The 23,107-nt window shown below is 50.4% G+C and carries 25 protein-coding genes, 6 tRNA genes and 1 riboswitch; of the genes, 7 read left to right on the forward strand and 24 right to left on the reverse strand.

Annotated elements, in window-relative coordinates:
• Window positions 1–14: 14 nt before the first annotated feature.
• Entirely contained in the window at window positions 15–854 is an 840-nt protein-coding gene (locus EDM59_RS00810; RefSeq protein WP_122921891.1) for a fumarylacetoacetate hydrolase family protein, read from the reverse strand.
• A 202-nt stretch (window positions 855–1,056) separates the two neighbouring features.
• Here EDM59_RS00810 and EDM59_RS00815 point away from each other — a divergent pair, with 202 nt between their 5' ends.
• Window positions 1,057–1,830, forward strand: a complete 774-nt coding sequence (locus tag EDM59_RS00815; RefSeq protein ID WP_122921892.1) for an IclR family transcriptional regulator — start codon at window positions 1,057–1,059, stop codon at window positions 1,828–1,830.
• Window positions 1,831–1,883: 53 nt separating this feature from the next.
• Here the strand turns inward: EDM59_RS00815 and EDM59_RS00820 are convergent, their stop codons facing one another.
• From EDM59_RS00820 to EDM59_RS00835, 4 genes are all read right to left on the reverse strand, one after another.
• The gene (locus EDM59_RS00820) at window positions 1,884–2,894 is read right to left on the reverse strand and encodes a FecCD family ABC transporter permease (protein ID WP_122921893.1); all 1,011 of its coding nucleotides are present in this window, start codon (window positions 2,892–2,894) and stop codon (window positions 1,884–1,886) included.
• Complete coding sequence (locus tag EDM59_RS00825) at window positions 2,891–3,898, reverse strand: FecCD family ABC transporter permease (RefSeq protein ID WP_122921894.1); 1,008 nt, start codon at window positions 3,896–3,898, stop codon at window positions 2,891–2,893. Before EDM59_RS00825 ends, EDM59_RS00820 begins: the two co-directional genes overlap by 4 nt.
• 74 nt (window positions 3,899–3,972) lie before the next feature.
• Window positions 3,973–4,926, reverse strand: coding sequence for an iron-hydroxamate ABC transporter substrate-binding protein (locus EDM59_RS00830; RefSeq protein WP_122921895.1), 954 nt, complete (start codon window positions 4,924–4,926; stop codon window positions 3,973–3,975).
• Window positions 4,927–4,931: 5 nt separating this feature from the next.
• Window positions 4,932–5,723: an ABC transporter ATP-binding protein gene (locus tag EDM59_RS00835; protein ID WP_122921896.1), complete on the reverse strand. Its 792-nt coding sequence runs from the start codon at window positions 5,721–5,723 to the stop codon at window positions 4,932–4,934.
• 185 nt (window positions 5,724–5,908) lie between these two features.
• Between EDM59_RS00835 and EDM59_RS00840 the strand changes: the two genes are divergently transcribed.
• Window positions 5,909–6,961 (forward strand): NAD(P)/FAD-dependent oxidoreductase, encoded by a 1,053-nt coding sequence (locus EDM59_RS00840; protein ID WP_122921897.1) that lies wholly within the window; start codon window positions 5,909–5,911, stop codon window positions 6,959–6,961.
• 145 nt (window positions 6,962–7,106) lie between these two features.
• Here EDM59_RS00840 and EDM59_RS00845 read toward each other — a convergent pair.
• From EDM59_RS00845 to EDM59_RS00870, 6 genes are all read right to left on the reverse strand, one after another.
• A tRNA-His gene (locus EDM59_RS00845) sits at window positions 7,107–7,182 on the reverse strand.
• Between the two features lie 17 nt (window positions 7,183–7,199).
• Window positions 7,200–7,276, reverse strand: a tRNA-Met gene (locus EDM59_RS00850).
• Between the two features lie 37 nt (window positions 7,277–7,313).
• Window positions 7,314–7,389: transfer RNA gene (locus tag EDM59_RS00855), tRNA-Gly, on the reverse strand.
• Between the two features lie 156 nt (window positions 7,390–7,545).
• Window positions 7,546–7,621 (reverse strand) — tRNA-Val (locus tag EDM59_RS00860).
• Between the two features lie 101 nt (window positions 7,622–7,722).
• Window positions 7,723–7,796, reverse strand: a tRNA-Glu gene (locus EDM59_RS00865).
• Between the two features lie 6 nt (window positions 7,797–7,802).
• Window positions 7,803–7,895, reverse strand: a tRNA-Ser gene (locus EDM59_RS00870).
• 264 nt (window positions 7,896–8,159) lie between these two features.
• Here EDM59_RS00870 and EDM59_RS00875 point away from each other — a divergent pair.
• Window positions 8,160–8,405 (forward strand): phospholipase A2 family protein, encoded by a 246-nt coding sequence (locus tag EDM59_RS00875; RefSeq protein WP_092267912.1) that lies wholly within the window; start codon window positions 8,160–8,162, stop codon window positions 8,403–8,405.
• Window positions 8,406–8,545: 140 nt separating this feature from the next.
• A complete protein-coding gene (locus tag EDM59_RS00880) occupies window positions 8,546–8,749 on the forward strand; it encodes a hypothetical protein (protein ID WP_122921898.1) in 204 nt (67 codons plus the stop codon).
• A 76-nt stretch (window positions 8,750–8,825) separates the two neighbouring features.
• Here the strand turns inward: EDM59_RS00880 and thiM are convergent, their stop codons facing one another.
• The 10 genes from thiM to EDM59_RS00930 form a co-directional block, all read right to left on the reverse strand.
• The gene (gene thiM / locus EDM59_RS00885; RefSeq protein WP_122921899.1) at window positions 8,826–9,635 is read right to left on the reverse strand and encodes a hydroxyethylthiazole kinase; all 810 of its coding nucleotides are present in this window, start codon (window positions 9,633–9,635) and stop codon (window positions 8,826–8,828) included.
• Between the two features lie 21 nt (window positions 9,636–9,656).
• On the reverse strand, window positions 9,657–10,139 hold the full coding sequence (locus EDM59_RS00890; RefSeq protein ID WP_246010849.1) for a hypothetical protein: 483 nt from the start codon (window positions 10,137–10,139) through the stop codon (window positions 9,657–9,659).
• 306 nt (window positions 10,140–10,445) lie between these two features.
• A complete protein-coding gene (locus EDM59_RS00895; RefSeq protein ID WP_122921901.1) occupies window positions 10,446–10,928 on the reverse strand; it encodes a hypothetical protein in 483 nt (160 codons plus the stop codon).
• A 177-nt stretch (window positions 10,929–11,105) separates the two neighbouring features.
• Window positions 11,106–11,759: a YitT family protein gene (locus tag EDM59_RS00900; RefSeq protein ID WP_092267666.1), complete on the reverse strand. Its 654-nt coding sequence runs from the start codon at window positions 11,757–11,759 to the stop codon at window positions 11,106–11,108.
• Window positions 11,760–12,035: 276 nt separating this feature from the next.
• Entirely contained in the window at window positions 12,036–12,602 is a 567-nt protein-coding gene (gene cobU, locus EDM59_RS00905; RefSeq protein WP_122921902.1) for a bifunctional adenosylcobinamide kinase/adenosylcobinamide-phosphate guanylyltransferase, read from the reverse strand.
• A gap of 18 nt (window positions 12,603–12,620) precedes the next feature.
• Window positions 12,621–13,397, reverse strand: coding sequence for an ABC transporter ATP-binding protein (locus EDM59_RS00910; protein ID WP_122921903.1), 777 nt, complete (start codon window positions 13,395–13,397; stop codon window positions 12,621–12,623).
• Between the two features lie 5 nt (window positions 13,398–13,402).
• A complete protein-coding gene (locus EDM59_RS00915; protein ID WP_122921904.1) occupies window positions 13,403–14,440 on the reverse strand; it encodes a FecCD family ABC transporter permease in 1,038 nt (345 codons plus the stop codon).
• A gap of 1 nt (window position 14,441) precedes the next feature.
• Window positions 14,442–15,428 (reverse strand): ABC transporter substrate-binding protein, encoded by a 987-nt coding sequence (locus EDM59_RS00920; protein ID WP_122921905.1) that lies wholly within the window; start codon window positions 15,426–15,428, stop codon window positions 14,442–14,444.
• Between the two features lie 182 nt (window positions 15,429–15,610).
• A riboswitch (cobalamin riboswitch) is annotated at window positions 15,611–15,770 on the reverse strand.
• Between the two features lie 121 nt (window positions 15,771–15,891).
• Window positions 15,892–16,839, reverse strand: coding sequence for an MBL fold metallo-hydrolase (locus tag EDM59_RS00925; RefSeq protein ID WP_122921906.1), 948 nt, complete (start codon window positions 16,837–16,839; stop codon window positions 15,892–15,894).
• Window positions 16,840–16,915: 76 nt separating this feature from the next.
• Entirely contained in the window at window positions 16,916–17,854 is a 939-nt protein-coding gene (locus EDM59_RS00930; RefSeq protein WP_122921907.1) for a phosphotransferase family protein, read from the reverse strand.
• Between the two features lie 56 nt (window positions 17,855–17,910).
• On the opposite strand from EDM59_RS00930, the gene EDM59_RS00935 reads away from it, so the two are divergent.
• Window positions 17,911–18,489, forward strand: coding sequence for a pyridoxamine 5'-phosphate oxidase family protein (locus EDM59_RS00935; RefSeq protein ID WP_122921908.1), 579 nt, complete (start codon window positions 17,911–17,913; stop codon window positions 18,487–18,489).
• Here EDM59_RS00935 and EDM59_RS00940 read toward each other — a convergent pair.
• The 3 genes from EDM59_RS00940 to EDM59_RS00950 form a co-directional block, all read right to left on the reverse strand.
• Entirely contained in the window at window positions 18,478–19,233 is a 756-nt protein-coding gene (locus EDM59_RS00940) for an SDR family oxidoreductase (RefSeq protein ID WP_122921909.1), read from the reverse strand. The two genes, EDM59_RS00935 and EDM59_RS00940, sit on opposite strands and share 12 nt — an antisense overlap.
• A 134-nt stretch (window positions 19,234–19,367) precedes the next feature.
• Window positions 19,368–20,129 carry a MerR family transcriptional regulator gene (locus EDM59_RS00945; protein ID WP_122921910.1) on the reverse strand — a complete coding sequence of 254 codons (762 nt, stop codon included), beginning with the start codon at window positions 20,127–20,129 and terminating at the stop codon, window positions 19,368–19,370.
• A 145-nt stretch (window positions 20,130–20,274) separates the two neighbouring features.
• Window positions 20,275–21,564 (reverse strand): APC family permease, encoded by a 1,290-nt coding sequence (locus EDM59_RS00950; RefSeq protein ID WP_122921911.1) that lies wholly within the window; start codon window positions 21,562–21,564, stop codon window positions 20,275–20,277.
• Window positions 21,565–21,756: 192 nt separating this feature from the next.
• Between EDM59_RS00950 and EDM59_RS00955 the strand changes: the two genes are divergently transcribed.
• Together EDM59_RS00955 and EDM59_RS00960 are read left to right on the forward strand one after the other, a co-directional pair.
• Complete coding sequence (locus tag EDM59_RS00955; RefSeq protein ID WP_122921912.1) at window positions 21,757–22,116, forward strand: nuclear transport factor 2 family protein; 360 nt, start codon at window positions 21,757–21,759, stop codon at window positions 22,114–22,116.
• Between the two features lie 80 nt (window positions 22,117–22,196).
• On the forward strand, window positions 22,197–23,066 hold the full coding sequence (locus EDM59_RS00960; RefSeq protein WP_122921913.1) for a metal-dependent hydrolase: 870 nt from the start codon (window positions 22,197–22,199) through the stop codon (window positions 23,064–23,066).
• Window positions 23,067–23,107 lie beyond the last annotated feature (41 nt).

Below are 23,107 nucleotides of genomic sequence, written 5' to 3' on the forward strand. Positions count from 1 at the left end.
GCCAAAACTCCTCCCTACTTGTACTCAACAGAGACACTGAATTCGCCGATTCTGTCGATCTGGATACGGATCGTGTCGCCTCCCTCGATCGGGCCGACTCCCTCAGGCGTTCCGGTTGTCAAAATGTCTCCGGGTTCGAGTGTCATCGCAGCAGAGGCTACCTCAAAGAATTTATAGCAGTCGTAGATCAAATCTTTCGTGTTGGCGGATTGGCGCACGTCTTGATTCACCCACAATTGAAAGCCCAATTCGTTCGGGTTGTTTACTTCATCAGCCGTCACAATCCAAGGACCAATGGGGGTAAACGTATCGAATGATTTGCGCCACGGGCGATCTTCCTTTCCCCGTACCGTGATATCCATCAAGGCAAAGTAACCAAATATGTAACGATGCGCCTCCGATGCCAGGACATCTTTGGCCTGCTTTCCGACTACGAAAGCCAGCTCCGCTTCATGATCCGTTCTTCTCTCGCGAAACGGCAGCTTCACAGTATCGCCAGGCCCGATGATAGAGGAAGGCGCTTTCAAGAAAAAACCGAGCTTTTCAATGGTGTATTCGGCGTTGCTGAATTGCTCATTCATCTCATCCTGATGCAAGTAGTAATTGACAGGCGCCGCCACAATCTTGGTTGGCTGCGGGACAGGCGGCTGCAGACGAACGTCCTCTAGGGCGTAGGACGGAACCTGAGAAAGGGCATCTTCTATTTGCGGCTTCAGATCCTCAAATCGCTCCATGAGGCGAATGAGGGAAGCTTGCGGGTTGGCTTGGTCCCAGGAGATCACCGATGAGAGATCATAAATGCGATTTCCCTCGACGACTCCGGGAAGAAAATGATTAAATAGCGCAATTTTCACTTTACTTACACCCTCTCTACTCGTATAGTGAGTTTATCAACTCGTTTTCTGAATTAAAGGTAACAAAAACCAAAAAAGTAGTCAATGTTTTTTGAAAATTAAATCTAAAGCTCTCGTTTTGTAAAATCTTGTTCGTTTTTCTTGGTCATGCTGTGTATACTTGATATGAAAAAAGATACATTTGGTCATTTTGGAGGTCCTTATGCGTGATGTAAATATGAACCCGATCCGCTCGATAAACAGAGCCGTCGATATTCTGCAAGCGTTTACAATCGATAGACCCAGCCTCACCATCGAAGAGATCACTCATCTGACGAAAATCCCTCACTCTACTGTCTATCGCATCTTGTGCACCCTAGAAACGCGCGGACTAGTGAAGTTTGATGAAAAAAGCCTGCAATACAAGCCCGGGCTGCGTCTTTTGGAGTTCGGCTTTCTGCTCTCATCTGTCCTCGATGTCAGCAAGGAAGCAGAAGATATCTTGGCAGACCTGCAGCTCAAAACGGGTCAAACGGTTCTCATGGCGGCGAAAGATGCGGACGAAATCCTCTATATCTTCAAAAAAGAGAAGCAAGAGGGATTGAAATTCTCATCCTTTGTCGGCCAGCGCCGGCCCTATATTTACGGAGTCCTCGGCCCTGCTCTCCTCGCCTTTTTGCCTGACAAGGAAATCGAGCGGATCCTGCAATTGCCTGTCACTGAGCACGCGACGCATACGCTGAGAGATCCGTCAGTCGTACGCGAACGGCTGAAACAGATCCGATCCGATCGATACTACATTGAGACAAATGAAACCAACCTCGGTGTGACTGGAATCGGCTCTCCGGTCATTGGTCTTAATAACGAGGCGATTGCCGCCATTGGAATCATCGGTCCCGCCGTGGAAATCGACGACCAACTAGACGGCTTCAAGCACTTGATCGTGGAGGCTTCCGAACGCATTTCGCTGAAGCTTGGGCACAGAGTCGTCATGTAGGATAGAGATAGAAAAAAGAGCAGGAAGCCAGTGGCCCCTGCTCTTTCCCATCTCTATGACTTCTTCCACAACAAGTACAAAAAGTACGGTGCCCCGATCAAGGCTACCATGATTCCCGCTGGTATTCCATCCGGGTCAGCGAGATTGCGTCCAATCGTGTCGGCGAGCAGCAGCAGCGCTCCGCCGAGAACAATGGCTACCGGCACATTCAGCTGATGCCGGGGACCTACGAGTGCTTTTGCCAGATGTGGTGCCAAAAGACCAATAAACGCGATCCCTCCCGTAACTGATACAGCAGAGGCAGCCAAGGCGACGGCTGTCAGCAGCAGGATCAAGCGTTCCTTTTCTACGGCAAGCCCTACGCCAATCGCGACAGGCTCATTTAACGATAACAAGTTCAAGCGATTTGCCTTGTATAGCGTAAACGGTATCAGAATAACCAGCCAAGGCAAAATAGCCCAGATGAACGGCCAATCGGCCCCCCATATATTTCCCGCCAGCCATTTGGAGATAAAATCTACTTTTTCCCGCTCTGCTGACGATATGAGAACAATCATGGCTCCGGATAGCGCCATGGAAAAGCCTACCCCAATCAGTACGACCCTCACCGGCTGCAGCCCTGTGCGCTTGCTATACGAAAAGAAGTAGATACACAATGCCGTAAGAATCGCCCCTGCAAACGCAATGACCGGCAGCAGGTAGGCAAACGCCCCCGCGTCAATAGGAGCAAACAAAAAGAACAACGAAATGGCGACACCCGCACCGGAATTGATCCCGATTACCCCCGGTTCTGCTAGGTCGTTTCGAGTAACGCCCTGGAGAATAGCACCCGATAAGGCCAAAGCCATTCCTGCCAGCCACGTAATAATCAACCTCGGCAGTCGAACTTCAAACAGCACAAACTCTTCTTTAAATGTTCCCTCCCCCAGCAATGTGGGCAGCAAACGGTCATAGGACAGCGAAGAATAGCCCATACCCATGCCGATCACGATAATAGCTGCTGTCATTGCCAAAAGCACGATCAAGAGAATTCGCTGTTTTCTAATCAAAGCTGGATGAATCATAGAAACGATTTCCCCCTTTTCCGGACAATGAACAGGAAGAAGGGCAATCCCAGCACAGCAACCAATGCGACTACAGGTGTCTCGTAAGGCGCATTGACGGTTCTCCCGAGTGTATCTGCCAGCAGCATAAAAGCAGCTCCGATCACGGCAGACATCGGAATGATAAAACGGTAATCCGTGCCAACCAGCGGACGCACCAGATGGGGAATCATCAGACCTATGAACGCCATATTTCCTACAAGCGCTACCGACGCTCCTGCGAGCAGGATCATCACGATGAAGAGAATGGTTTTGATCAGCATCGTTTTTTGTCCTAGTCCCACTGCAACCTCTTCACTCAAGCTGAGAATTGTCAGCTGTCTGGACAAAATGACGGCCAGAATGATTCCGAGCGTGATAAAGGGAATGATGATCTGCAGCTGACTCCACGACGTTCCAACGACGCCCCCTGCTGTCCACATGGAGACATCCTTGGAAACCTTGAAGTGAAGCGCTACCCCTTCTGCTACCGCGTATAGAAAGGCTGAAACCGCTGAGCCCGCCAGCACCATGCGCAGCGGCGAAAATCCCCCTTTTTTCAGCGACCCCATTCCAAAAACGAGCAGGGCGCCTATTGCCGCGCCGATGAAGCATGCCACCATGATGCCTAAATAGTTCGCTGTAGGAATCAAGGCAATCGTGATGGCCAGAGCAGCGTTCGCTCCTGCTGTCAGCCCGAGCAATCCCGGATCGGCCAGAGGGTTTCTCGTCATCCCTTGCATGATCGCTCCTGCAACGGACAATGCCGATCCAACGAAGATGGCAGCGACCTCTCGAGGCAGACGAATTTCTCGTAGAAGTGACATTTTTTCGCCAGCTGCCCGCGTCGTCAGCGCCATCCATACATCTCTCAAGCTGGTATCTGCTGCTCCCAAAACCATGGCGATGGCGAACATCACCAAAAAAACAAGAAACGAAGCGACCAGCTTCGGCCCGAATAAATAGCGTCGATTATCGTTTGTCATTTGCCATCTCACTTTCCTCTTCTAGACGAATGAGAAGGAATTCTTCCTGAAAAGAATTCCTCCTTACGTGTCCCTTATTTTTTTCCAAGGAAATGCTCGCTGAAAAATGACAATTGATACTCCAGGGTAAGCGGATCGTTAAAGTAAAACTCGTTCATGTTCGCTTCAAATACGTGATTGTTTTTGACCGCTGGCATGTTTTTATACGTTTCCGTCTCTTGGAAGGAATTATCCGTGTCCTTGTTTTTGGACAAGATGACATAGTCTCCTACAAATTGAGGCAATACCTCCAAGGAGAGCGCAAAATAGCCTTCCTTAAGAGCCGTTTCTTTTACTTTCTCAGGCATGTTCAGCTTCATCCCCTGAAAGAGAATCTCTGTACCGCGCCCCCAGTTGTCGCCGTATACATAAAGCTGTTTATCGAAGTTTTCAATAACTGATACCGTCGCGTTGTCACCGATTTTCGCCTTGATCTCTTTTCCTGTTTCTTCCATTCGTTTTTTGAAATCATCGACCCAAGCTTGTGCTTCCTTTTCTTTGTTCAGCACTTTCCCGATTTCAACATGCTGACTCAAATAATCAAGCTTCCCGTATGTAAAGGTAACAGTCGGAGCGATTTGCTTCAGCTTGTCGAGGTTTTTCACATCAGACAAGGCCAGGATCAGATCCGGATCCAGCTCGATAATTTTTTCGATGTTCTCTTCAGAGACTTCAGCAACGTCTTTGAGTTTGTCGTTAAAACGTGGGTTCTTCTTCGCCCAAGCGTCTACCCCAACCAGATTCACATTCAGCGCCATCACATTGCCTGCGTAGGAAGCGAGTACGACAACCCGTTTCGGATCTGCTGGCACTTCGACGGGTCCTGTTTCCGATTGATAAGTAAGCGTGCCTGTTTTTGTCTCCTGTGCCGGAGCTTCTGTTTTTGGTGCAGCCGAGCTGGCGTTGTTGCGCTCTTCCGGTTGCTGACTGCCGCAAGCACTGAGAATAAATACGAAGACCAGCATAAGCGTAAACCACATTTTTTTCATGATGTCTATTCCCCTTTAGCCAAGTTGTACGTGATACACATAGGTTTGTTTGTCCGAGGATCTCGTCCGATTTCGGCGTCAATCTGGAATACTTTTTTCAGTACCTCTGGCTTCATAACGTCTTCGCATCCGCCAGCCTTCACGACCTGCCCGTCTTTTAGCGCAATCATGTAGTCCGCAAAACGTGCGGCTTGGTTCAAATCATGCAAGACCATGACGATCGTACGGTCTTGCTCGACATTCAGCTTTTGCAAAAGCTCGAGGACTTCCAGCTGATGGGCCAGATCCAAGTAGGTAGTCGGTTCGTCCAGGAAGATGATTTCCGTCTCCTGCGCGAGCGCCATGGCGATCCAGACCCGCTGGCGTTGTCCACCTGACAGGGCATCGACAGGACGATATTTGAATTCTTTGGTTCCCGTAACCTCAAGCGCCCAGTCGATCGCTTCGTAGTCTTTTTTGGTCAATCGGCCAAGCCCGCTCTGATAAGGAAACCGTCCATACGATACGAGCTCGCCTACTGTTAGTCCACTTGCACTTTCCGGTGTTTGTGGCAGGATCGCCATTTTTCTCGCAAGAACCTTCGTATTTTCTTTGGAAATGCTCTCTCCATCCAAAATGACCGTTCCGCCCTGATGGGAAATGATCCGCGTCATCGCCTTGAGAAGCGTAGATTTCCCGCAGCCATTGGAACCGATGATGGTCGTGATTTTTTTATCTGGAATTTGCACACTGAGTGTTTTTACAATCAGTCGTTCACCATAGCCAATGTTCAAATCCTCTGTATACAGGCGAGCCATTATGTACCCTCCATTTGTTGAAAAAAGTTTAGGGAAAACCTGATAATGATTATCAATTTCGTATTATACTATAAAGGTTGTTCATTTTTACTGTCAACACTTAATTAGGTTGTCATGAGCAAGAAAAGGAATTATAATTTGATGAGAATGAGAATCACTTACATATAATAGCAGGAGTGATCGATATGGAGCAGCACGATTTATTTGACGTTACCATTATTGGTGGAGGTCCGGCAGGGCTTTACTCCACTTTCTATAGCGGACTTCGCGAAATGAAAACAAAGCTGATTGAGTTCCAGCCGCATTTGGGCGGGAAAATCCATGTGTACCCGGAGAAAATGATCTGGGACGTGGGGGGACAGACACCGATTACGGGTGCCAAACTCATCGAGCAGCTAATCGCTCAAGGGCTTACCTTCCATCCTGAAGTCGTAGTAAATGAGAAAGTGGAATCGATCTCTCGCGATGAAAACGGAATTTTTATATTGCACACAGCGTCCGGCAAGCTGCACTACTCCAAAACCGTCATCGTCGCTGTCGGCGGCGGAATTTTGACCCCGCAAAAGCTGCATCTGGAGGGGGCAGAGAAGTTCGAGGTATCCAATCTGCACTACACAGTAAAGTCGATTAACTACTTTCAGGACAAAACGGTCATCATCTCAGGCGGAGGGAATTCCGCGATCGATTGGGCAAACGAATTGGAGCCGATCGCAAAAAAAGTTTATTTGACGTACCGGAAAGAAAACCTGTCCGCGCATGAAGCCCAAGTCACTCAGCTCATGACCAGCTCGGCTACCTGCTTCTTCCAAACCACCATCACGCGACTCGTCGCTTCTGCCAATCGCGAGGTCGTTGAGTATGTAGAACTGACCAATCACGAAACTGGTGAGGTCACGACTCTCGCTGTCGATGATGTGATCATCAACCACGGATACGAGCGGGATTCGAGCCTCTTGCGCAACAGCAGCTTGGACATTCAATTGGTTGAAGATTTCTACGTAGCGGCTAGCTCAAACGGAGAATCGTCGATCCCAGGGCTGTATGCTGCCGGTGATATTGTGCATTACGACGGCAAGCTCCACTTGATCGCAGGAGCCTTCCATGACGCTGCGAACGCTGTTAACAAAGCCAAGCAATTTGTACAGCCGGAAGCGAATTCTTACGGAATGGTTTCTTCCCACAATGAGATTTTCAAGCAGCGAAATCGGGAGCTAGTCAAGCAAATGCTGCAAAAGTAAGCCCCTCTCCCGCCTTCTTCGGAACAGCCAAAAAGCTCCGTTCCTTGCCTCTCGTCAGGTAAGGAGCGGAGCTTTTTCTTGATGCGTTAGGCAAACGAAAAAGAGTGTGACAGAGATCTCTCCATCACACTCTTTTCAAAACGTATGGGGCGATCGATGGGACTTGAACCCACGAGTGCCGGAGCCACAATCCGGTGCGTTAACCCCTTCGCCACGACCGCCATACAGTCGATCTATTTGGTAGCGGCGGAGGGAATCGAACCCCCGACCTTTCGGGTATGAACCGAACGCTCTAACCAGCTGAGCTACACCGCCAAGTTTTTTCCTAAACACGACAACACTAAAATTACGATGGAGCGGACGAAGGGTCTCGAACCCTCGACCTTCGCCTTGGCAAGGCGACGCTCTACCAATTGAGCTACGTCCGCATGTGAATGGTGGAGGCTGACGGGATCGCTTCCCGCTTGCGAGGCGACGCTGAAAATTCTGCGCTGACAAGCAAGATCTGAAGTACCCGAGCAAAACTCCTCTGTATTCTCTTCGAGGGTGAACCGGAACGGTGAGTTCCCGAGCCGAAAACGTGGTGGTGGAGGCTGACGGGATCGAACCGCCGACCCTCTGCTTGTAAGGCAGATGCTCTCCCAGCTGAGCTAAGCCTCCGCTATCCCTCGACTCATGTCGGGTCCCACAGAGTGACGGTATGCTCTGCAGCATATCCCGAGTCCTTTGCGAAAGCACCAACAACGAGTGTGGGTAATAGGTGACCCGTAGGGGATTCGAACCCCTGTATGACAGCGTGAAAGGCTGCTGTGTTAAACCGCTTCACCAACGGGCCAAAATATGGCGGATGGAGTGGGATTTGAACCCACGAGACGGGTCGACCCCGCCTACACGATTTCCAATCGTGCTCCTTCGGCCGCTCGGACATCCATCCCTATTCTTTTGCCAACTTGCTCGGCAAGAAATAATCTATCATATCTTTTCTATCATTTCAAGAGTTGTTTCATAAGTTTTTGGCTGATTAAAAATGTCAAAATTCGGCTCCCTTTCCTAGGAGCAATATGGTGAACTTTCTCCAAAAGAAGGGCATCCTGCCTAAAGCATTCCTGCCCCTGTTCCAATAATCTAACAGTAACTCTTACAAGCGTGGTGATGCTCATTGTTCAATAAAAAGCGCCGTCGAAATCAATTGCCTTGTTTGTATGGAAATTGGTGCGGCCCCGGCTGTTCTGGACCTGGCGCACCGATCGACGAGATCGACAGATGCTGCAAAAGGCACGATCGCTGCTACGAAAAGCGCGGTTATTTTTCCTGCAGCTGCGACAAGGAGCTACTCAGATGCTTGGCAAGCAAAAAGCATGATCTCTCCACCGAAAAGGGCAGAGTAGCCGCCATGATCTCGGCTTATTTTACACGCAGTAAATGCATCCCAGATAACCGCTAAAGCGACCATTGACAGAATACTCTTTGTAGTCGATCTTCATACAAAAATCGGTAACAACTTGGACATGATCCTGACACAAATTGTATACAATTCCCAGTAATTATTTGGTACTCTAGTTAATGTCCAAGGAGGGTAGCACCGTGGAATTGCACATCTGCACGGACGCCAAAGTGGCAGTGGCGTTAAAGAGAGAAATCATTTGCCATGGAATCTCCGAGTTCTATTTACGTCCTTACGAAAATGATCAAGTCGAATTCATATTCCTCGCTCTTTCCGAACATCAGAAGAAGCTGCTATCATATGCGTTGCGCAATTACAGCTACGCCCTAACATACCTAGCCTAGTCATAGTCCGGATCATTTTCTCCCCGCTTTGGGGGGATTTTTTTATTTGCAGGAACCAGTTGCTAAGACGAGGAGCTTATTCGAGGAATTCCAGCTGTCCTTGTCTATGCACATCATCTACAGTCATCACTGCCAATTGGTTCAGAAATTGAATTTGGAAGCTGCCCGGACCTTCACCAGCAGCTTTCGCGGCTGCTTTTTCGGCCGCTACCCCATAGCACACCAGTGCGGCAGCTCCCGCAAACAGTCTGTCCTCGCCAACTGCTGCGAACGCTCCCATAACCGATGTCAACAGGCAGCCCGTTCCGGTTACTTTGGTCAGAATCGGATGTCCATTACGAATCACATAGGTGCGTTCCCCATCTGTGATTACGTCTTCCTTGCCAGTGATTGCGACAATTGTCCCCAGCTTTTTCGCCGCCTGTTTCGCCAGTGACACAGGATCTCCTTTTCCTTCTCCCGCGTCGACGCCTTTGATTTCCCAAGACTCCCCCACTACATTCGCGATCTCGGCCGCGTTCCCTCGCACGATGGAAACGGCTACGCTCTTGACCAATTCCTGCGCTGTTTCCGTTCGATAAGCAGTTGCTCCTGCCCCCACCGGGTCAAAGAGAACCGGAACACCGTGTTCGTTCGCAGATTTCCCTGCGATGTGCATGGCTTCCACAACCTTGTCATCCAAAGTCCCCATATTCAGCACGAGTGCACCTGCTATTTTCGCCATGTCCGCAACCTCTTGCTTGGCATACGCCATCACGGGAGAGGCTCCGAGCGCCAATAGTCCATTGGCCGTAAAATTGGTGACGACAACGTTCGTGATATTATGAATGAGCGGATTCACCGCTCTCACTTGTTCCAATGCTTGTCCGACTCGATCGATGCTCATGAAAAAATGCCCCTTTCTGTATTAGGAGTCAGGAATGATTTTATGTATTTCCAATACGTTTCCCAGCTCTGCATGTTCCCGCCCCACCCCTATGATGATATAGGATCTACCTACAAGAGGCAATTGTCTGGCACTTCCGATTACGGCTACCCGCTCCCCTTCCTTTGGCACGACGTAGCCATGGTAACGGGGATGTCCATCATCTCCTTGAATCAGCTCGTATTGCTCGAGAACGCCTGTGACTTTCGTCCGTTCATCCTCGTAGCCAATCCGATTTTCTTCGACCCACTTCTCTTTTAAATCATCCACGGATAAATCCTTCCAATTGACCAGGAAGGCCCAGTCCTTTGAATGGGGAAAAATATGTTTCGTTTCTTCTAAAAAGTGATTGTATTCCGTATGTAATTGATCAATATAATTATCTTCCTCTTCGGAGATGACACGGATGGAATCTTCTCCGCATGTATGAATATGATGGGCAAGGTATTTGAAGGATTCGATCATGTCAAAGTTCCCCCAACCCCATGCCTGTTCACCGAAAACTCCCCCGCGAGTTCGGCATTTCTGGCAACTGAAGTAGTAATATGTAGGCATATGTTCCCCTGTCTCCCTTTTTCGTCTCTATTCTGGTATCGGATGTATATGTGATGGGATTTATGTTACATTGGAACCGATTTTCACGGGATGACACAATCATTCTGCTGTAGTTATCTCCTACTTATGCCTTGATTCGCCTTCGCTTCAGAGTCTCCCTGCATCACATTACTCACGTTTTGTCTAAAACACAGGATATTATGCCCAGTTTTTCCTTTAGGACGATAGATGTGCTTCGTATTTCTCCATGTTGTAGGCAAAAAGGCGGCGCTCAAACTTACCTTTGGCGCCGATTAGCTGGTACCACTTCTCCCCAATCAGCAGGTCCGTCGAAAAATCTTTTTCCAAAAAATAGTGGATGTTGCGCCGAACAGTTTCTTCCTCTTCTTTCTGGTCTTTCCAAGATAATGCTACTACAAAATAAGTTGTCTTATCATCTATTTCCAGCAATTCCAGGCGAACGATCCCTTTCTTTTTTGCGTTGAGCTCCTCCACCACTTTTCTCAAGCTTTTCTCGGCGTCCAGATGGTATTTGCTCGCCTCTCTCCAGCTTGAGATGCAGGAATCGTACAGCGAGAAGGTGAGAATGTAATGAACCGAATAATCCTGTGGGACAAATACCTCCTCAATTCCTTCCTCATTTTCTTCCATGGGGACGACCACAAATTCCTTGTAGTTTCCAAAGAAATTTTCGCTCATACGCATTTCCTTTCTTTCGTCCTACATAAGATGATGGCATTCCTATTCGATATTATCTACTCGCGCGCGAAATATTACGGTACCAAATATTACGTAAAAAGACCTTGCCCAATCCTTCAGGCAAGGTCTTTCCCATTTTCTTTTCTATTCGCACGTCTTTCAACAAGAATCTCACTATTATCTGTGTGTCACGGATACACTTCCATGACCCTCTTCGCCTTCTTCGGCAACCACTGCATGGGAAGTCACTGTCCACGTAATGACGCGACTGGAAATGACAACTGCCAAGATCGTAAAGACCATTTCTTTTACAGGCACATACCAGAAAGACAATGTCAAAACCATGACGTCCAGCAAGAGAAAAATGGTACCAATCGAAAGGCCCGTGTATTTGCTCAGCAGCAAGGACAAAATATCGTCCCCTCCGGTAGCTGCACCAAATCGCAGTACCAATCCCGTGCCCAATCCAGTCAAAATACCGGAAAGAATAGAGGCCACAGGCATCATGCTGCTCAAGTCAACGACAAGCGGCGAATACCGTTCAAACAAATCATAGAAAACGGTAAACGACAGGGATGCCAAGATCGTATCCCCAATAAATTGACGTCCTCTTACCAGCCAAGCCACCAAAAATAGTGGGATGTCGAGCAAGAGCATCACGGTCGCTGGAGACAGGTCAAAAGCGTATTTCGCCACCAGACCCAGACCAACGAATCCACCCTCAGACAGGTGGTTTTGAAAATTGATGTGATAATAGGTAAAAGCTAATAAACACGCGCCAAACAAAATCAAACTATACCGTCGGATTACTTGCAGCGCTCTCCTCATCATGAATTCCTCGCAATTTTGTCGGTTTTGGCACAGACGGCCAACCGACTAGGGAGGTAATTCGCAGGTATAAGTCGCTACTCATACAAAAGACCTCGCTTCCGTAGTAGGTTGGTCGTCTAAAAGTGACGAACGACTACTACGAAGCTAGATGTAGGAGAGGTCAAAACGTTTCCAGATCGTCCTATAGGGACGCATGGTATCCTGATCCCTTCCATTGCTTTTCTTTTATGATACCACAAAAAGGACGAAAACGCGAACCTGAGCCAGGTCCGCGCCTTAGAAAATGAACTCCCTGCTTTTCAATTCAACCGGAATACCAGCCGTAACGAGAAAGACCCGATCGCATACCGCGGCGATTCGCTGGTTCATGACACCTGCCAGATCGCGAAACAGGCGCCCCAGCGGATATGCGGGAACGATGCCGTATCCGACCTCGTTGGTCACCAGCAGCAGCGTTCCAGGGAAAGCTCGCAGCGTGTCCACAAGTAACGCCATTTGCTCCTCGATTCGTTCCACTGCCCTGTCCTGCTCAAAACGCAGCAGCCAATTCGACAGCCAGAGGATCAGACAGTCCACCACAACTACCGTCTCCTCCTCCCACAGCTTTGCGGCTGCAGCCAGCTCTCGGAGAATGGCAGTTAGCTCATGCGGCTCTTCGATGGTATCCCATGGAATAGCTGCCTGTGCCCTGCGCAGCTGATGCTGTTTGACCCTCTCCTCGAGTTCTTCATCAAAAACGGGGGAAGTAGCGATATAGATCCCCTTTGCACCCAGACGCGCCGCATATTTTTCGGCGAATGAGCTCTTGCCACTCTTGGCGCCACCCGTAATCAGCACGACCATGAGGTTCCCCCTTTTCTATCATGACCCTGCTTGCAGGATGATCTGTGGACGATGATGCACGGGATGCTCCATCACGATTGGTTTCGTTCCGTACACTTGTTCAATCAGCGCGCTTTGCAAAATATCCTGGGGGTTCCCTACACTGATTTGATTTCCTTTGTGCAGCATCAGAATCCGATCACAGTAGAGCGAAGCCAAATTTAGATCATGCAGGACAGCTACGACTGTTACGTGCGTGTTCTTCTGCCAGCTGCGGGCAATATCCATCAGCTGAATCTGGTACCCAATATCCAAAAACGTCGTCGGTTCATCCAGCAGCAGCACCCTTGGCTTTTGTACCAAAGCTTTTCCTAAAGCGACACGCTGCTTTTCTCCACCGCTTAGCTGGTCCAGCGTCCGCTCGGTAAGCTCGCCGAGTCCAAGCTTTTCGATGACTTCTTCAATCAACGGAGTCGGGTCCTCTGGTTCTTCTCCCAACCAGTTCTGATAAGGAAATCTTCCCATCTCCAGCACCTCCCGCACGCGAAAGCCAACGGGAGGGAGGGCTTCCTGCTCGAGGACAGCCAAAAGGCGCGCAAGCTCTTTGCGGGAATAGGAGCCCATTCGTTTGCCATTCAGGGAAATTTCACCGCCATCTGCAGGCACAACCCCTGAGATCATTTTCAGCAGGGTGGATTTTCCGCTTCCATTTGGGCCGATAATGCCAAAAAACTCGCCACGAGCTATGGAAAAGCGGGCGTCCTTCACGACCTGCTTGCCGTTGTACGATTTATGTACGGAAGCTACCTCAATCACTGGACTTATCTCCCTCCAACCCGCTTGTTCTTTTTCAAAAGGTAGGCAAAAAACGGTGCACCCAGGAACGCCGTAACGACACCCAATGGAATTTCTGTCGGCACCAGCAGCATCCGGGCAAGCGTATCTGCCCAAAGGACGTAAATCCCGCCAAAAATCGTGGACATCGGCAAAAGGATACGATAATCTGGCCCGACCATCATGCGTACCAGGTGGGGAACGACTAGGCCGACGAAGCCGATAATTCCGGAAATGGAAACAGCTGCCGCCGTTAAAAGCGTAGCGACAATCAGCACGACGAGCTTCGTCCGATCCACATGCACCCCGAGATGAGCTGCCTGCCTTTCCCCTAGCGAAAACAGATTTAGTGCACGCGAATACGTCGTCATAATGATCAGGCCGACGAGCAGATAAGGGAACAATACATACGTAAACTGCCAACCGCGAAAAGACAGGCTTCCCATCAACCAGAACACAATTTCATTGACGGTCTGGTCGGAGAGCGAGACCATAAAGGACACGAGTGAGCCGAGAAAAGCCTGCACGACAACACCAGACAATAGCAGCGTCTCCGTCTGCAGCTTCCCCTGTGTATTCGCCAAGCGCATCACGATCCACAAGCTGAGAAAGCCCGTGAAAAACGCTACGACAGGCGTACTCCACTCGCCAAGAAAAGATATATGCAGGCCAAACAGGATCAGAAAGGCAGCCCCCACAGCCGATCCGGAAGCCACTCCCATGGTATACGGATCAGCCAAGGAATTTCGGAGTACTCCTTGAAACCCAGCCCCAGCCAGCGCCAGACAAGCGCCCACCAAAATAGCCAGTACCACCCGTGGAAAGCGAACCTTCATGACGATCTGCTCGGCTGACTCAGGCCAGCTCACTGATACGATTTCGGAGAGGCCCGGCACCTGATGCAGCATGATCAGCCAGACTTGAGAGAGCGGCAAATTCGCTGCTCCAAGCGAAATGCTAATGATCACGGATGCAAGCAACAGCAAAAGGCCTGCCCCGCTCCAGATAACCAGTCTCCCTTTCATCCTATTTCACCAGATCTGGATAAATGGCTTTTGCGACTTCCTTCAAGCCCTGGGTAATCCGCGGGCCAGGGCGAGACAGCGTGTTTTGATCCATTCCGTAAATTTGCGACTCACGAATCGCTTTGATTTTATCCCAGCCGCTCCGATTCTTGATGATATCCTCAAGCTGCTTCCCTGTCTTTTCATCCGTGATGCCATTTGCATACAGGATCACATCCGGATCATCCTTGACGATTTTCTCCACGCTGATCGGATTCCAGCCTACTGTATCCGAAGCAATATTCGTCGCACCGGCAAGAGAGATCAGTTCGTCCATGAACTCCCCTTTTCCCACGGTCCAGCCAGGAGAAAACTCCAGGTAAACTTTTTTCCGGTCTTCCGGCTTTACGTTTTTCACGGCATCCTGTACGCGGGCGATGTCGTCCTTCATTTGCGCGACCAGTTTCTCTGCCTGCTCCTGCTTATTCGTAATTTTTCCCATCGCCAAGATGTTGCCCATGATATCATCCAGCTTCTTTGGCTGTGTCACATAGACAGGCATGCCCAACGATTTCAATTTTTCTGCCACAGGCTTTTCCATGGAAATTCCGCCAATGACGAAATCAGGACTTTGGGACAAAATGGCTTCCTCGTTTGGCTTTACAACCCCGCCGACTTTCGGCTTCGACTTCGCTGCATCAGGATAATCATCGTAATCAGACACTCCGACGATCCGATCATCCAGCCCTAGTGCAAACAATATTTCTGTTTCCGCAGGTGAGGTCGAGACAATCCGCTCCGGTGCTTTTGGGAAGGTCACGTCTTTTCCCGTGGCATCCGTGACTGTCAAAGGATATACCGTTTCCTTTGTCGTCGCCTCTGCCGGTTTCTGTGCCGCTGCTTGCTCTTGTGCTGCAGGCTGAGCTGGCTGCGCAGGCTGGTTATTTCCACATCCGACCAGGCTTACGGCAACCAGGAACGGAATGGACATTTTCCACAATCGTTTCATTTCAAAAACTTCCTTTCTTCTCTCGTTGACCTAGGCGAATCTGCCATAAGCGAGCGCAAAAAGACCCTTTACTCCTACGCTAGAAGTGAAGGGTCGGCTTTTCAGGTCCCAAATGGCGAAATCGCATTGAACTTTATCTGCCATAGACAATCAATCCGGCCGATCCTTTCCGCGAAGGAACCCAGCAGGTAAGCATACAGGCAGGTCTCCTGGCTTTCGGGAAGAAACCCTTCTTTCGGGTTACACCCTTTTACAGTGGCGGGACCGCGCCGGATTTGCACCGACTTCCCTTTTCACCTCGTCCGTTTGTCAACGCGAGGCACCTGTTTGCGAGTACTCCTATCCAATTGTCCCATGCTCTCATACTTCCCCACCATGATAGCATTCCTTAGGAAAAAAAACTAGAAATCTTCCCAGCACAAGAACGGCTCCACCAGAATTCGCTGGCGAAGCCGCTCTTGCTTTATCCGTTTTTCTTTTGCAGGTAATCTACGATGCCCATGGAGCAGACAGACAGATCGACCTGAATGATCTTGTAAATCTCATGCTCGTCTGCCACTCCCAATTGTCGCAGGAAATCAGTGACGCGATGCAGGAGCCGCTGCGCGAGCTCGTCCTGCGTCAAGCCTTGTGCCAGCACTTCTTCCCCTTCCCGAACAAAAACAGGCAGCCACTCGCTGACTTGACGAAATGCGTCCTCTACCTGGTCAGTCATGCCAAAGTGTCCGAAGTAGAGCCTGTCCAGCTTTCGTTCCCGATATCGCTCGATGGAAGCCAGCATTTTGTCTGGATCGAACTGATTGGGTGACGTGGATGGCAACACGAAATGAATCCCTTCCTGACGCAGCTGAGGATAGTGCACGCCAGCCGTATCCCCGGTAAACATGCCGTTGCTGACCGGATCGTAAATACTGAAGTGATGATTGGCATGCCCTGGAGAATCCATGAACTCCAACGTACAATTCGGCCCAATCTGAAGCGTCTCTTTGTCTGCCTTGATCATCAGTCGGTCTTCTGAAACAGGTACGATCGGGTCGAACAGCTCGTCAAACTGGTCGCCGTAAACAGCACGTGCACCTGCTATCAGTCTGCTGGGGTCAACCAAGTGACGCGCTCCTTTTGGATGAACCACGATGGTCGCATTCGGGCATTCCTGCAAAAACAAGCCGGCTCCACCCGCATGGTCCAAGTGTATGTGGGTCACGATCACGTATTTGACTTGCTCTGTCGTATAACCTAGCTTCGCCAAGCCTTCCCGAATATATGGAACGGAAGGGCTTGGCCCTGTTTCGATCAAGGTCAATTGTTCTTCCTCAATGACATAGGTGCCTGTTCTCTCTGGCCAACCCATGTCGAAACCGTCAATCAGATGGATGCGCTGCCCCAATTGGAGTGGCTCTTTTGGCTGCATTTCCGCTCTTGCCTCCTTATTGGATAGGAATATTTCCACTTTACCATAAGAAGGGAACAGGCGAAAACCAATCACTTCACCTAGCGATTCGCTCCACCAAGCTTTTGGCGTATTCTTCGAGACGATCAGCGATCAGGGCATCGGTCAAGCCTGTAAAGCCCAGCGCTGTCCAGCCGGCATACACCTGAGGCGGTCCAAACAAAATGTCAGTCAAGGAAACCAGGTCCCAGTACGGGTCATACCTAAAAGATTCTCCTGCTTCCTGCTGGTACGCCGTCAAAAACGCATCAGCCGTTTCTACGTCATAGAGCTGGGCAAGGTTGACTCGACAGTGACCTACATCAATGCCCGCTGGTCCCACGCAAGCATTCACCCAATCGACCACCCCACTTACCTCTCCATTTGCCCAAAGCACATTGGTCGGGTGATAGTCCCTGTGAATAAATCTCGGAGGAAAGGCCGGGCGCGGCCGCTTTACATAGTCGATTACCTGCTGCCACATGGCTCGATCCTTTCCCCAAGCCGGAGCCTCCAGTTTTTCGAGGTTTTGGTATGTAGCGTACTTCCAGGGGAAGTCGTCTGTATCGCTGTTGTGTATGGTGACGAGTGTGCTCGCCAGTCCATGGATCCATCCCTGCTTGTCACGGGGCTCTAGAACAACGGAGCCGTTCAGGTGAGACATGAGCAGTGCAGGAACATTGCCATGCTCTCCTGTTTCGTCGTAGGCGATCAGCTTTGGCGTCGGTATCGCCAATCGCTCCGCATGCCGAAGACTCTCCGCTTCATGCCATGCCAAGTCCGGCTCTTCCCGCAGCCAATCCTCGTTGTTGAACTGCCGGACGACATAGCTCTCCTCTACCCCCGATCGTCGCAGCGTGATACGATGAATCAGGGAGGAAATTCCTCCCTGAAGCTGTTGAACGTGGTGGACCTCGGAAGCTGCTTCCACGGATGCAACGATCCATCGCAGGACTCGCTCTGGCATAGCCGTTCCCTTTGTACGGTTGTTTGTCATATATAGTCCTTCTTTCGCAGATTTCCGTGCACCCAATTGAAAGGGAGGTGTTTGACTTGGGAAAACAATTTTCCGAGATCTTACCTGAGCATGAAGCTTTTATCAAAAAGCAGCATCTGTTTTTCGTCGGCTCCGCCCCATCTGATGACCACGGCCATGTAAACCTGTCACCAAAAGGCTATGACACACTGCGAATTCTCTCCTCGACAGAAGTCGCCTATCTCGACCTGACCGGCAGTGGCAATGAAACAAGCGCCCACCTCGCCGAGAACGGGCGCATTACCATTATGTTCATGGCCTTTGAAGGCCCACCCATGATCCTGCGTCTGTACGGAAGGGGACAAGTCGTTTTGCCTGATACACCCGAATGGGAGCAGCTTGCCCCTCGGTTTGAACTGCTCCCGGGAGCCCGGCAAATCATTGTCGTGAACGTGCAGAGCGTCAAGACTTCGTGCGGCTTTTCCGTCCCGTATTACTCCTATACGGGGGAACGTGACACGCTGCAGAAATGGGCGGTGGCCAAAGGCGAAGATGGTCTCGTCGAATACCACCGGGAGAAAAATACCACCAGCATGGACGGACGCGTCACTCCACTAGGAGAACGACTTCGAGATACTACGGGTTCAGCGACGTAAAAAGGCACCTTCCGAGTTGATAACCTGCCCCGTGATCCACTGCGCTTCTTCGCTGGCTAGAAAAACCGCCAGGCGTGCCGCGTCCTCTGGCTGTCCCATACGCCCGAGTAAAAACCTGGGCACGAGCTCCTCCTCCAAAGCGGGGGACATCCAGCCCGTGTCGGTCGGTCCCGGATTGATCGCATTTACAGTAATCCCGAGCGGCGCCACCTCTGCAGACAGCGTCAGGGTAAAGGCTGAAATGGCTCCCTTGCTTGCCACATACGCCAATTCCCCGAGCATCGGGCCCTGACCTTGTCCAGACGTGAGATTGATGATTCTTCCCGTTTCCCGGCGGTCTTGCTTGATACGCCGGGCGAATTCTACACTCAGCAAGCAGGTTGCCCTGACATTTACGGCATAGTGCGCGTCCATTGTCGCTGCATCCAATAGCTCGAAACCGTCTCTCGTTGAATAGGCGGCGTTGTTAACCAGGATAGTAGGAGCGCCGATGGTAAGCGCAGCCGTGTCAAGCAGCTGGCTGGGCGCTTCTGGGTCCGCCAAATCGATGGACATGCCCACGCAGCGTACTCCGAAACTCGCGAGTTCTGCTTGAAAGCTGTCTGGCCATTCTTCCTCCGCCTGCCAATGAGCGAAAAAGACATCCGCGCCCTCCCTTGCAAAAGCGCGTGCAATTGCTGCCCCTATGCCCTTTTTATGACTCACTCCTGTAATGACGGCAACGCTCCCTTTGAGCCTCTCCATCGTATCCCTCCTTCGTCGATCAACCCTCTCTTCATTTATTTGGCTACGTTCTGTCCCATTCCTGTTTTTTCGGTATATCGCCCTTGTAAATGAAACAAGGCTGCCATCCTGGATTTGGACAGCAGCCTGCTTATTCATTCCTTGCTTGCATACACCGACACGGCGTCTCGCAAAAATACAGCAGCTCCTGGCCTTGCTTTGTCATAATAAGCGGTGAAACGCGGATCGTCTACGTACATCTGTGCGAGTCCCTTATGTGCTTCCTTGCTATATTCCGCCCAGTAAAAACTCAGCCATTGTCGGTGAAGCTCAACCGTCTTCTGCGCAAGCTCTCCTGCCGGATCATTCGTTTCCATCGCTTTCACCAGCGTCTGCAAGATCTCGTTCGCCAATTCCTCCAGCCGGGCATGCTCTTCCTCTGTCATCCCTTTGAGCTTCTGATAGGACTTGTTGATTTGTTCCTCCCCGTACTTGGCCCGAATTTCCTCGCCGTATTGTCGCTCGTTATCGTCTATCAGCTTTTGCTTGAAGCCTTCGAATTTTTGTTTGTCGCTCATGGTTTTCATCCCTTCTTTCTCTGCTAGCGTCAGATCGACGTTTGCGATCAGCGCATCCAAGTGCTCTCTTTTCTCCAGCAGCTTTATCCTGTGCTCTCGCAAAGCCGAAATGGCGTCAAAAGCAGGCGATGCGAGTATTTCCTTGATTTCCTCCAAGGTCACACCCAGCTCGCGGTAAAAAAGGATTTGCTGCAAACGATCCACCTCTGACGGTCCGTAGATGCGATACCCGGACGAATTGATTCTCGCCGGCTTGAGAATGCCAATCTCGTCGTAGTATCGGAGCGTCCGGGTACTGACGCCCGCCAGGAGCCCCAGCTTTTGTACGGTATATTCCATGGTCATCCCTCCTGACAAATTCATCGTACACGTTGACGCACCGTCAAAGTCAATAACCAATCGAACAACGATTTTGTTCGCATCTCTCCTAGTTTTCGGCACACGAAAAAAGACTCATACCCCGCTACGGGAATGAGTCTTCGCTTTATGACGTTATGGATACCTTCGCCTTTAGCCGTTGCTTGCGCCATTCCCACAGCTGCAAAAAGACGACGATCGCCACTGGGTACAGACCGGCCCAACCGAGAAAAGGATACAGACCAAACGAGACGAGCAGGGAAATCCAAGCGCAGAGTTGGCCCAAGCGAGAATCACGCAGCAACCGCACTCCCGCAAAGCACCCTCCAATGTAGGTCGCAAAAAAGGTGGCATTCGGCAATTGAATCAGTTGGGCAAAGGAAATCACCCCGCTCGCCAAGAGAATCAGCACCACGATAAACGCCATTGAAATGAATGTGAGTCCTCCAATGGGAGTCTTGTATTTCGGATGCAAGATGCCGAACCACTTCGGGGCAATTCCTTCCTGCGCCAGGGAATAGGCGATACGCGAGGCGGCGCTTACATAGGCATTCGCCGATGCAATACAGATGAACAATGCCGTTACAGCGACGATCCATCCGCCGATCGGTCCTAGTGAGAGCTGCACCATAACACTCAGGGAAGCCGCTGACTTCTGGCTTCCGTAGCTATGTGTCGCAACGGTCAAAAACGCGACGGCAAAGTAAAGCAGGGCAACGACTCCCGCACTCCACAGAACGCCGCGAATCGCGTTTTTTTGTGGATTGACAAACTCCTGCGAGAGATGGGTGACCGCTTCCCACCCGATAAAGCACCAAAACAAGAGGACCGCGGTTTGCATGACACTGTACCAGCCGTTTGGCATGAATGGGGTAAAGTTAGCCGCGTCATAGTGAGGAATGGCTGTGAATATGGCGAGCAGCAGGATGGCGATAATCAGCGAAACGACGATCGTCTGTACTTTGCCAGCCAGCTGCAAGCCGAATACGTTCATCAGGAGGACGATGAAGAAGATCAGGGCTGCCATCCAGTAAGTCTCGCTATCTCCCCAATGCATCAATATCGCAAAATACTTGGCTCCCGTCACTCCCAGGATCGGACCGCCTATCGGCACAGACAAAAGAAAAAACCAGCCTACCGCGTTGCCAAAGCGATCTCCGTAGGCCAGACGGACGAAATGGGAGACTCCTCCTGAGTGGGGATGCCTCGCTGATAACAGCCCCATCGTGATCGCCATCGGAAGGACCAGAATAGACATGACCAACCATGCCAGTATCGAAGCAGGACCAGCCAGCTCAGCGGTCAATCCCGGGATGAGTAGAATTCCCGAGCCAACGACCGCTCCCACATAAAGTGCTACAATTTGAGGTAAGGATAAAATCTCTTGAAAAGCGGATTGCACGGACGTTTGTTTCATGGTAAATCCTCCCTTATGGCCAATACTCTCATCTTACTTAGAATTTGACCTGCTAAAAGGGTCAATTTTCTACAAATCAGGAAGGTCAGTTTTTCATCTTGATTGCTCGCTTTTCCTCTCTTCTGCTACCATAGAAAAGAATGAGAATGACCATCATGCTTGCGAACGAGCAAAACCCAAGGAGGCAGTCACATGTCAGAAAAGAAAACACCCGAGCAAGTCGTCCAGTTGCAGTTGGATTACTATAACAAGCAGGATGTAGCAGGCTTCGTATCCACCTACATCTCCGACATCGAAATCACGGAGCACCCGAGTGGAAACGTGCTCGTGCGGGGAGAAGACGAACTGCGGGAGCGCTATGCCAAAATGTTTGCAGCCAATCCCAACAATCGTGCGGCTATCCAAAATCGGATTACATTTGGTTCATTTGTCATCGATCTGGAGGAAGTCAGCGGCCGGGACAATCGGGAACCGTTTCAGGCTGTAGCGATTTATGAGGTAAAGGATCAGTTGATCAAGAAGGTAACGTTTTTGGAAAAAGAGAAAGAATAACCGCCGTTCCTTCTCAGAATCCTCACACTTTTTCAACAATCATGTTCTTTTAAGATAAACAAAACGGAGAGGAGCGGCGCATGGATTCGATCACGCATACCTTGTTTGGGTTGGCGCTGTACGGTGCAAAGAAGAAGGATAGCGAGACCAAGAGCATGAAGAAAAGCCTCTTCTTCACGGCACTGGTGGGCAGTCAAATCCCGGATATCGACGTGCTCAGTCAATTCACAGCTACAGGTGAAGTGATGTATCAGATGTGGCATCGCGGCTTGACTCATTCGATCTTCCTGGTGCCAGTCTGGGCACTCATCATCTGGGGCTGTTGTGCGTGGATATGGAAGGAGAAAAGCATCAAGCTGTTCCTTTTTGGGATGCTGGCTGTTTTGATCCACGATGTCAGTGACTTGTTCAATGCTTGGGGAACTGGTTTTTTGGAGCCGTTCTCTGCCATCCGCATCACCTTCGGAACCATCCCCATCGTTGATCTCGTCTTTTGGATTTTGATTGGCGGAGGATATCTGCTAAAACGATGGAAGAAGTGGCAGTCGCCTCTCACCTTCAAGTGGGTGTGGGCACTGATGGCTCTTCATGTCGCAATTCAATCCTCCCAAGGTGCGATCCTCTATGCCGAAGCAAAGCAAAAATATGACCAGGCAGCCCTTTCCGCCAGTTTCATCCCTTGGCATTTCACAGTGGTCGGCAAGTCCGGCAAGCAGGTCGAGATTGTGGAAGCTGCTGTGTGGAAGAAACCGGAAGTAATCGCTGCTCTGGAATCTCAGGAACACACCGACCTTCGCCCCCTTTTCCAAGGCAATCCGAAGGCAAAGGCCCTCTTTTCATGGGCACCCTTTGTCGTTGTCATCGATAACGAAGAAGCGCTGGGCATCTATGACCCGCGCTTTTACCGGAACGGGGAATCCTTTCTATACGAAGCGATCGAAAAAAAATAGAGCGGAGTTCTTTCTCCGCTCCAGTTTGTCGAGAAACCCCA

Source organism: Brevibacillus nitrificans, from assembly GCF_003710965.1.
GTDB classification, from domain to species: Bacteria; Bacillota; Bacilli; order Brevibacillales; family Brevibacillaceae; genus Brevibacillus; species Brevibacillus centrosporus.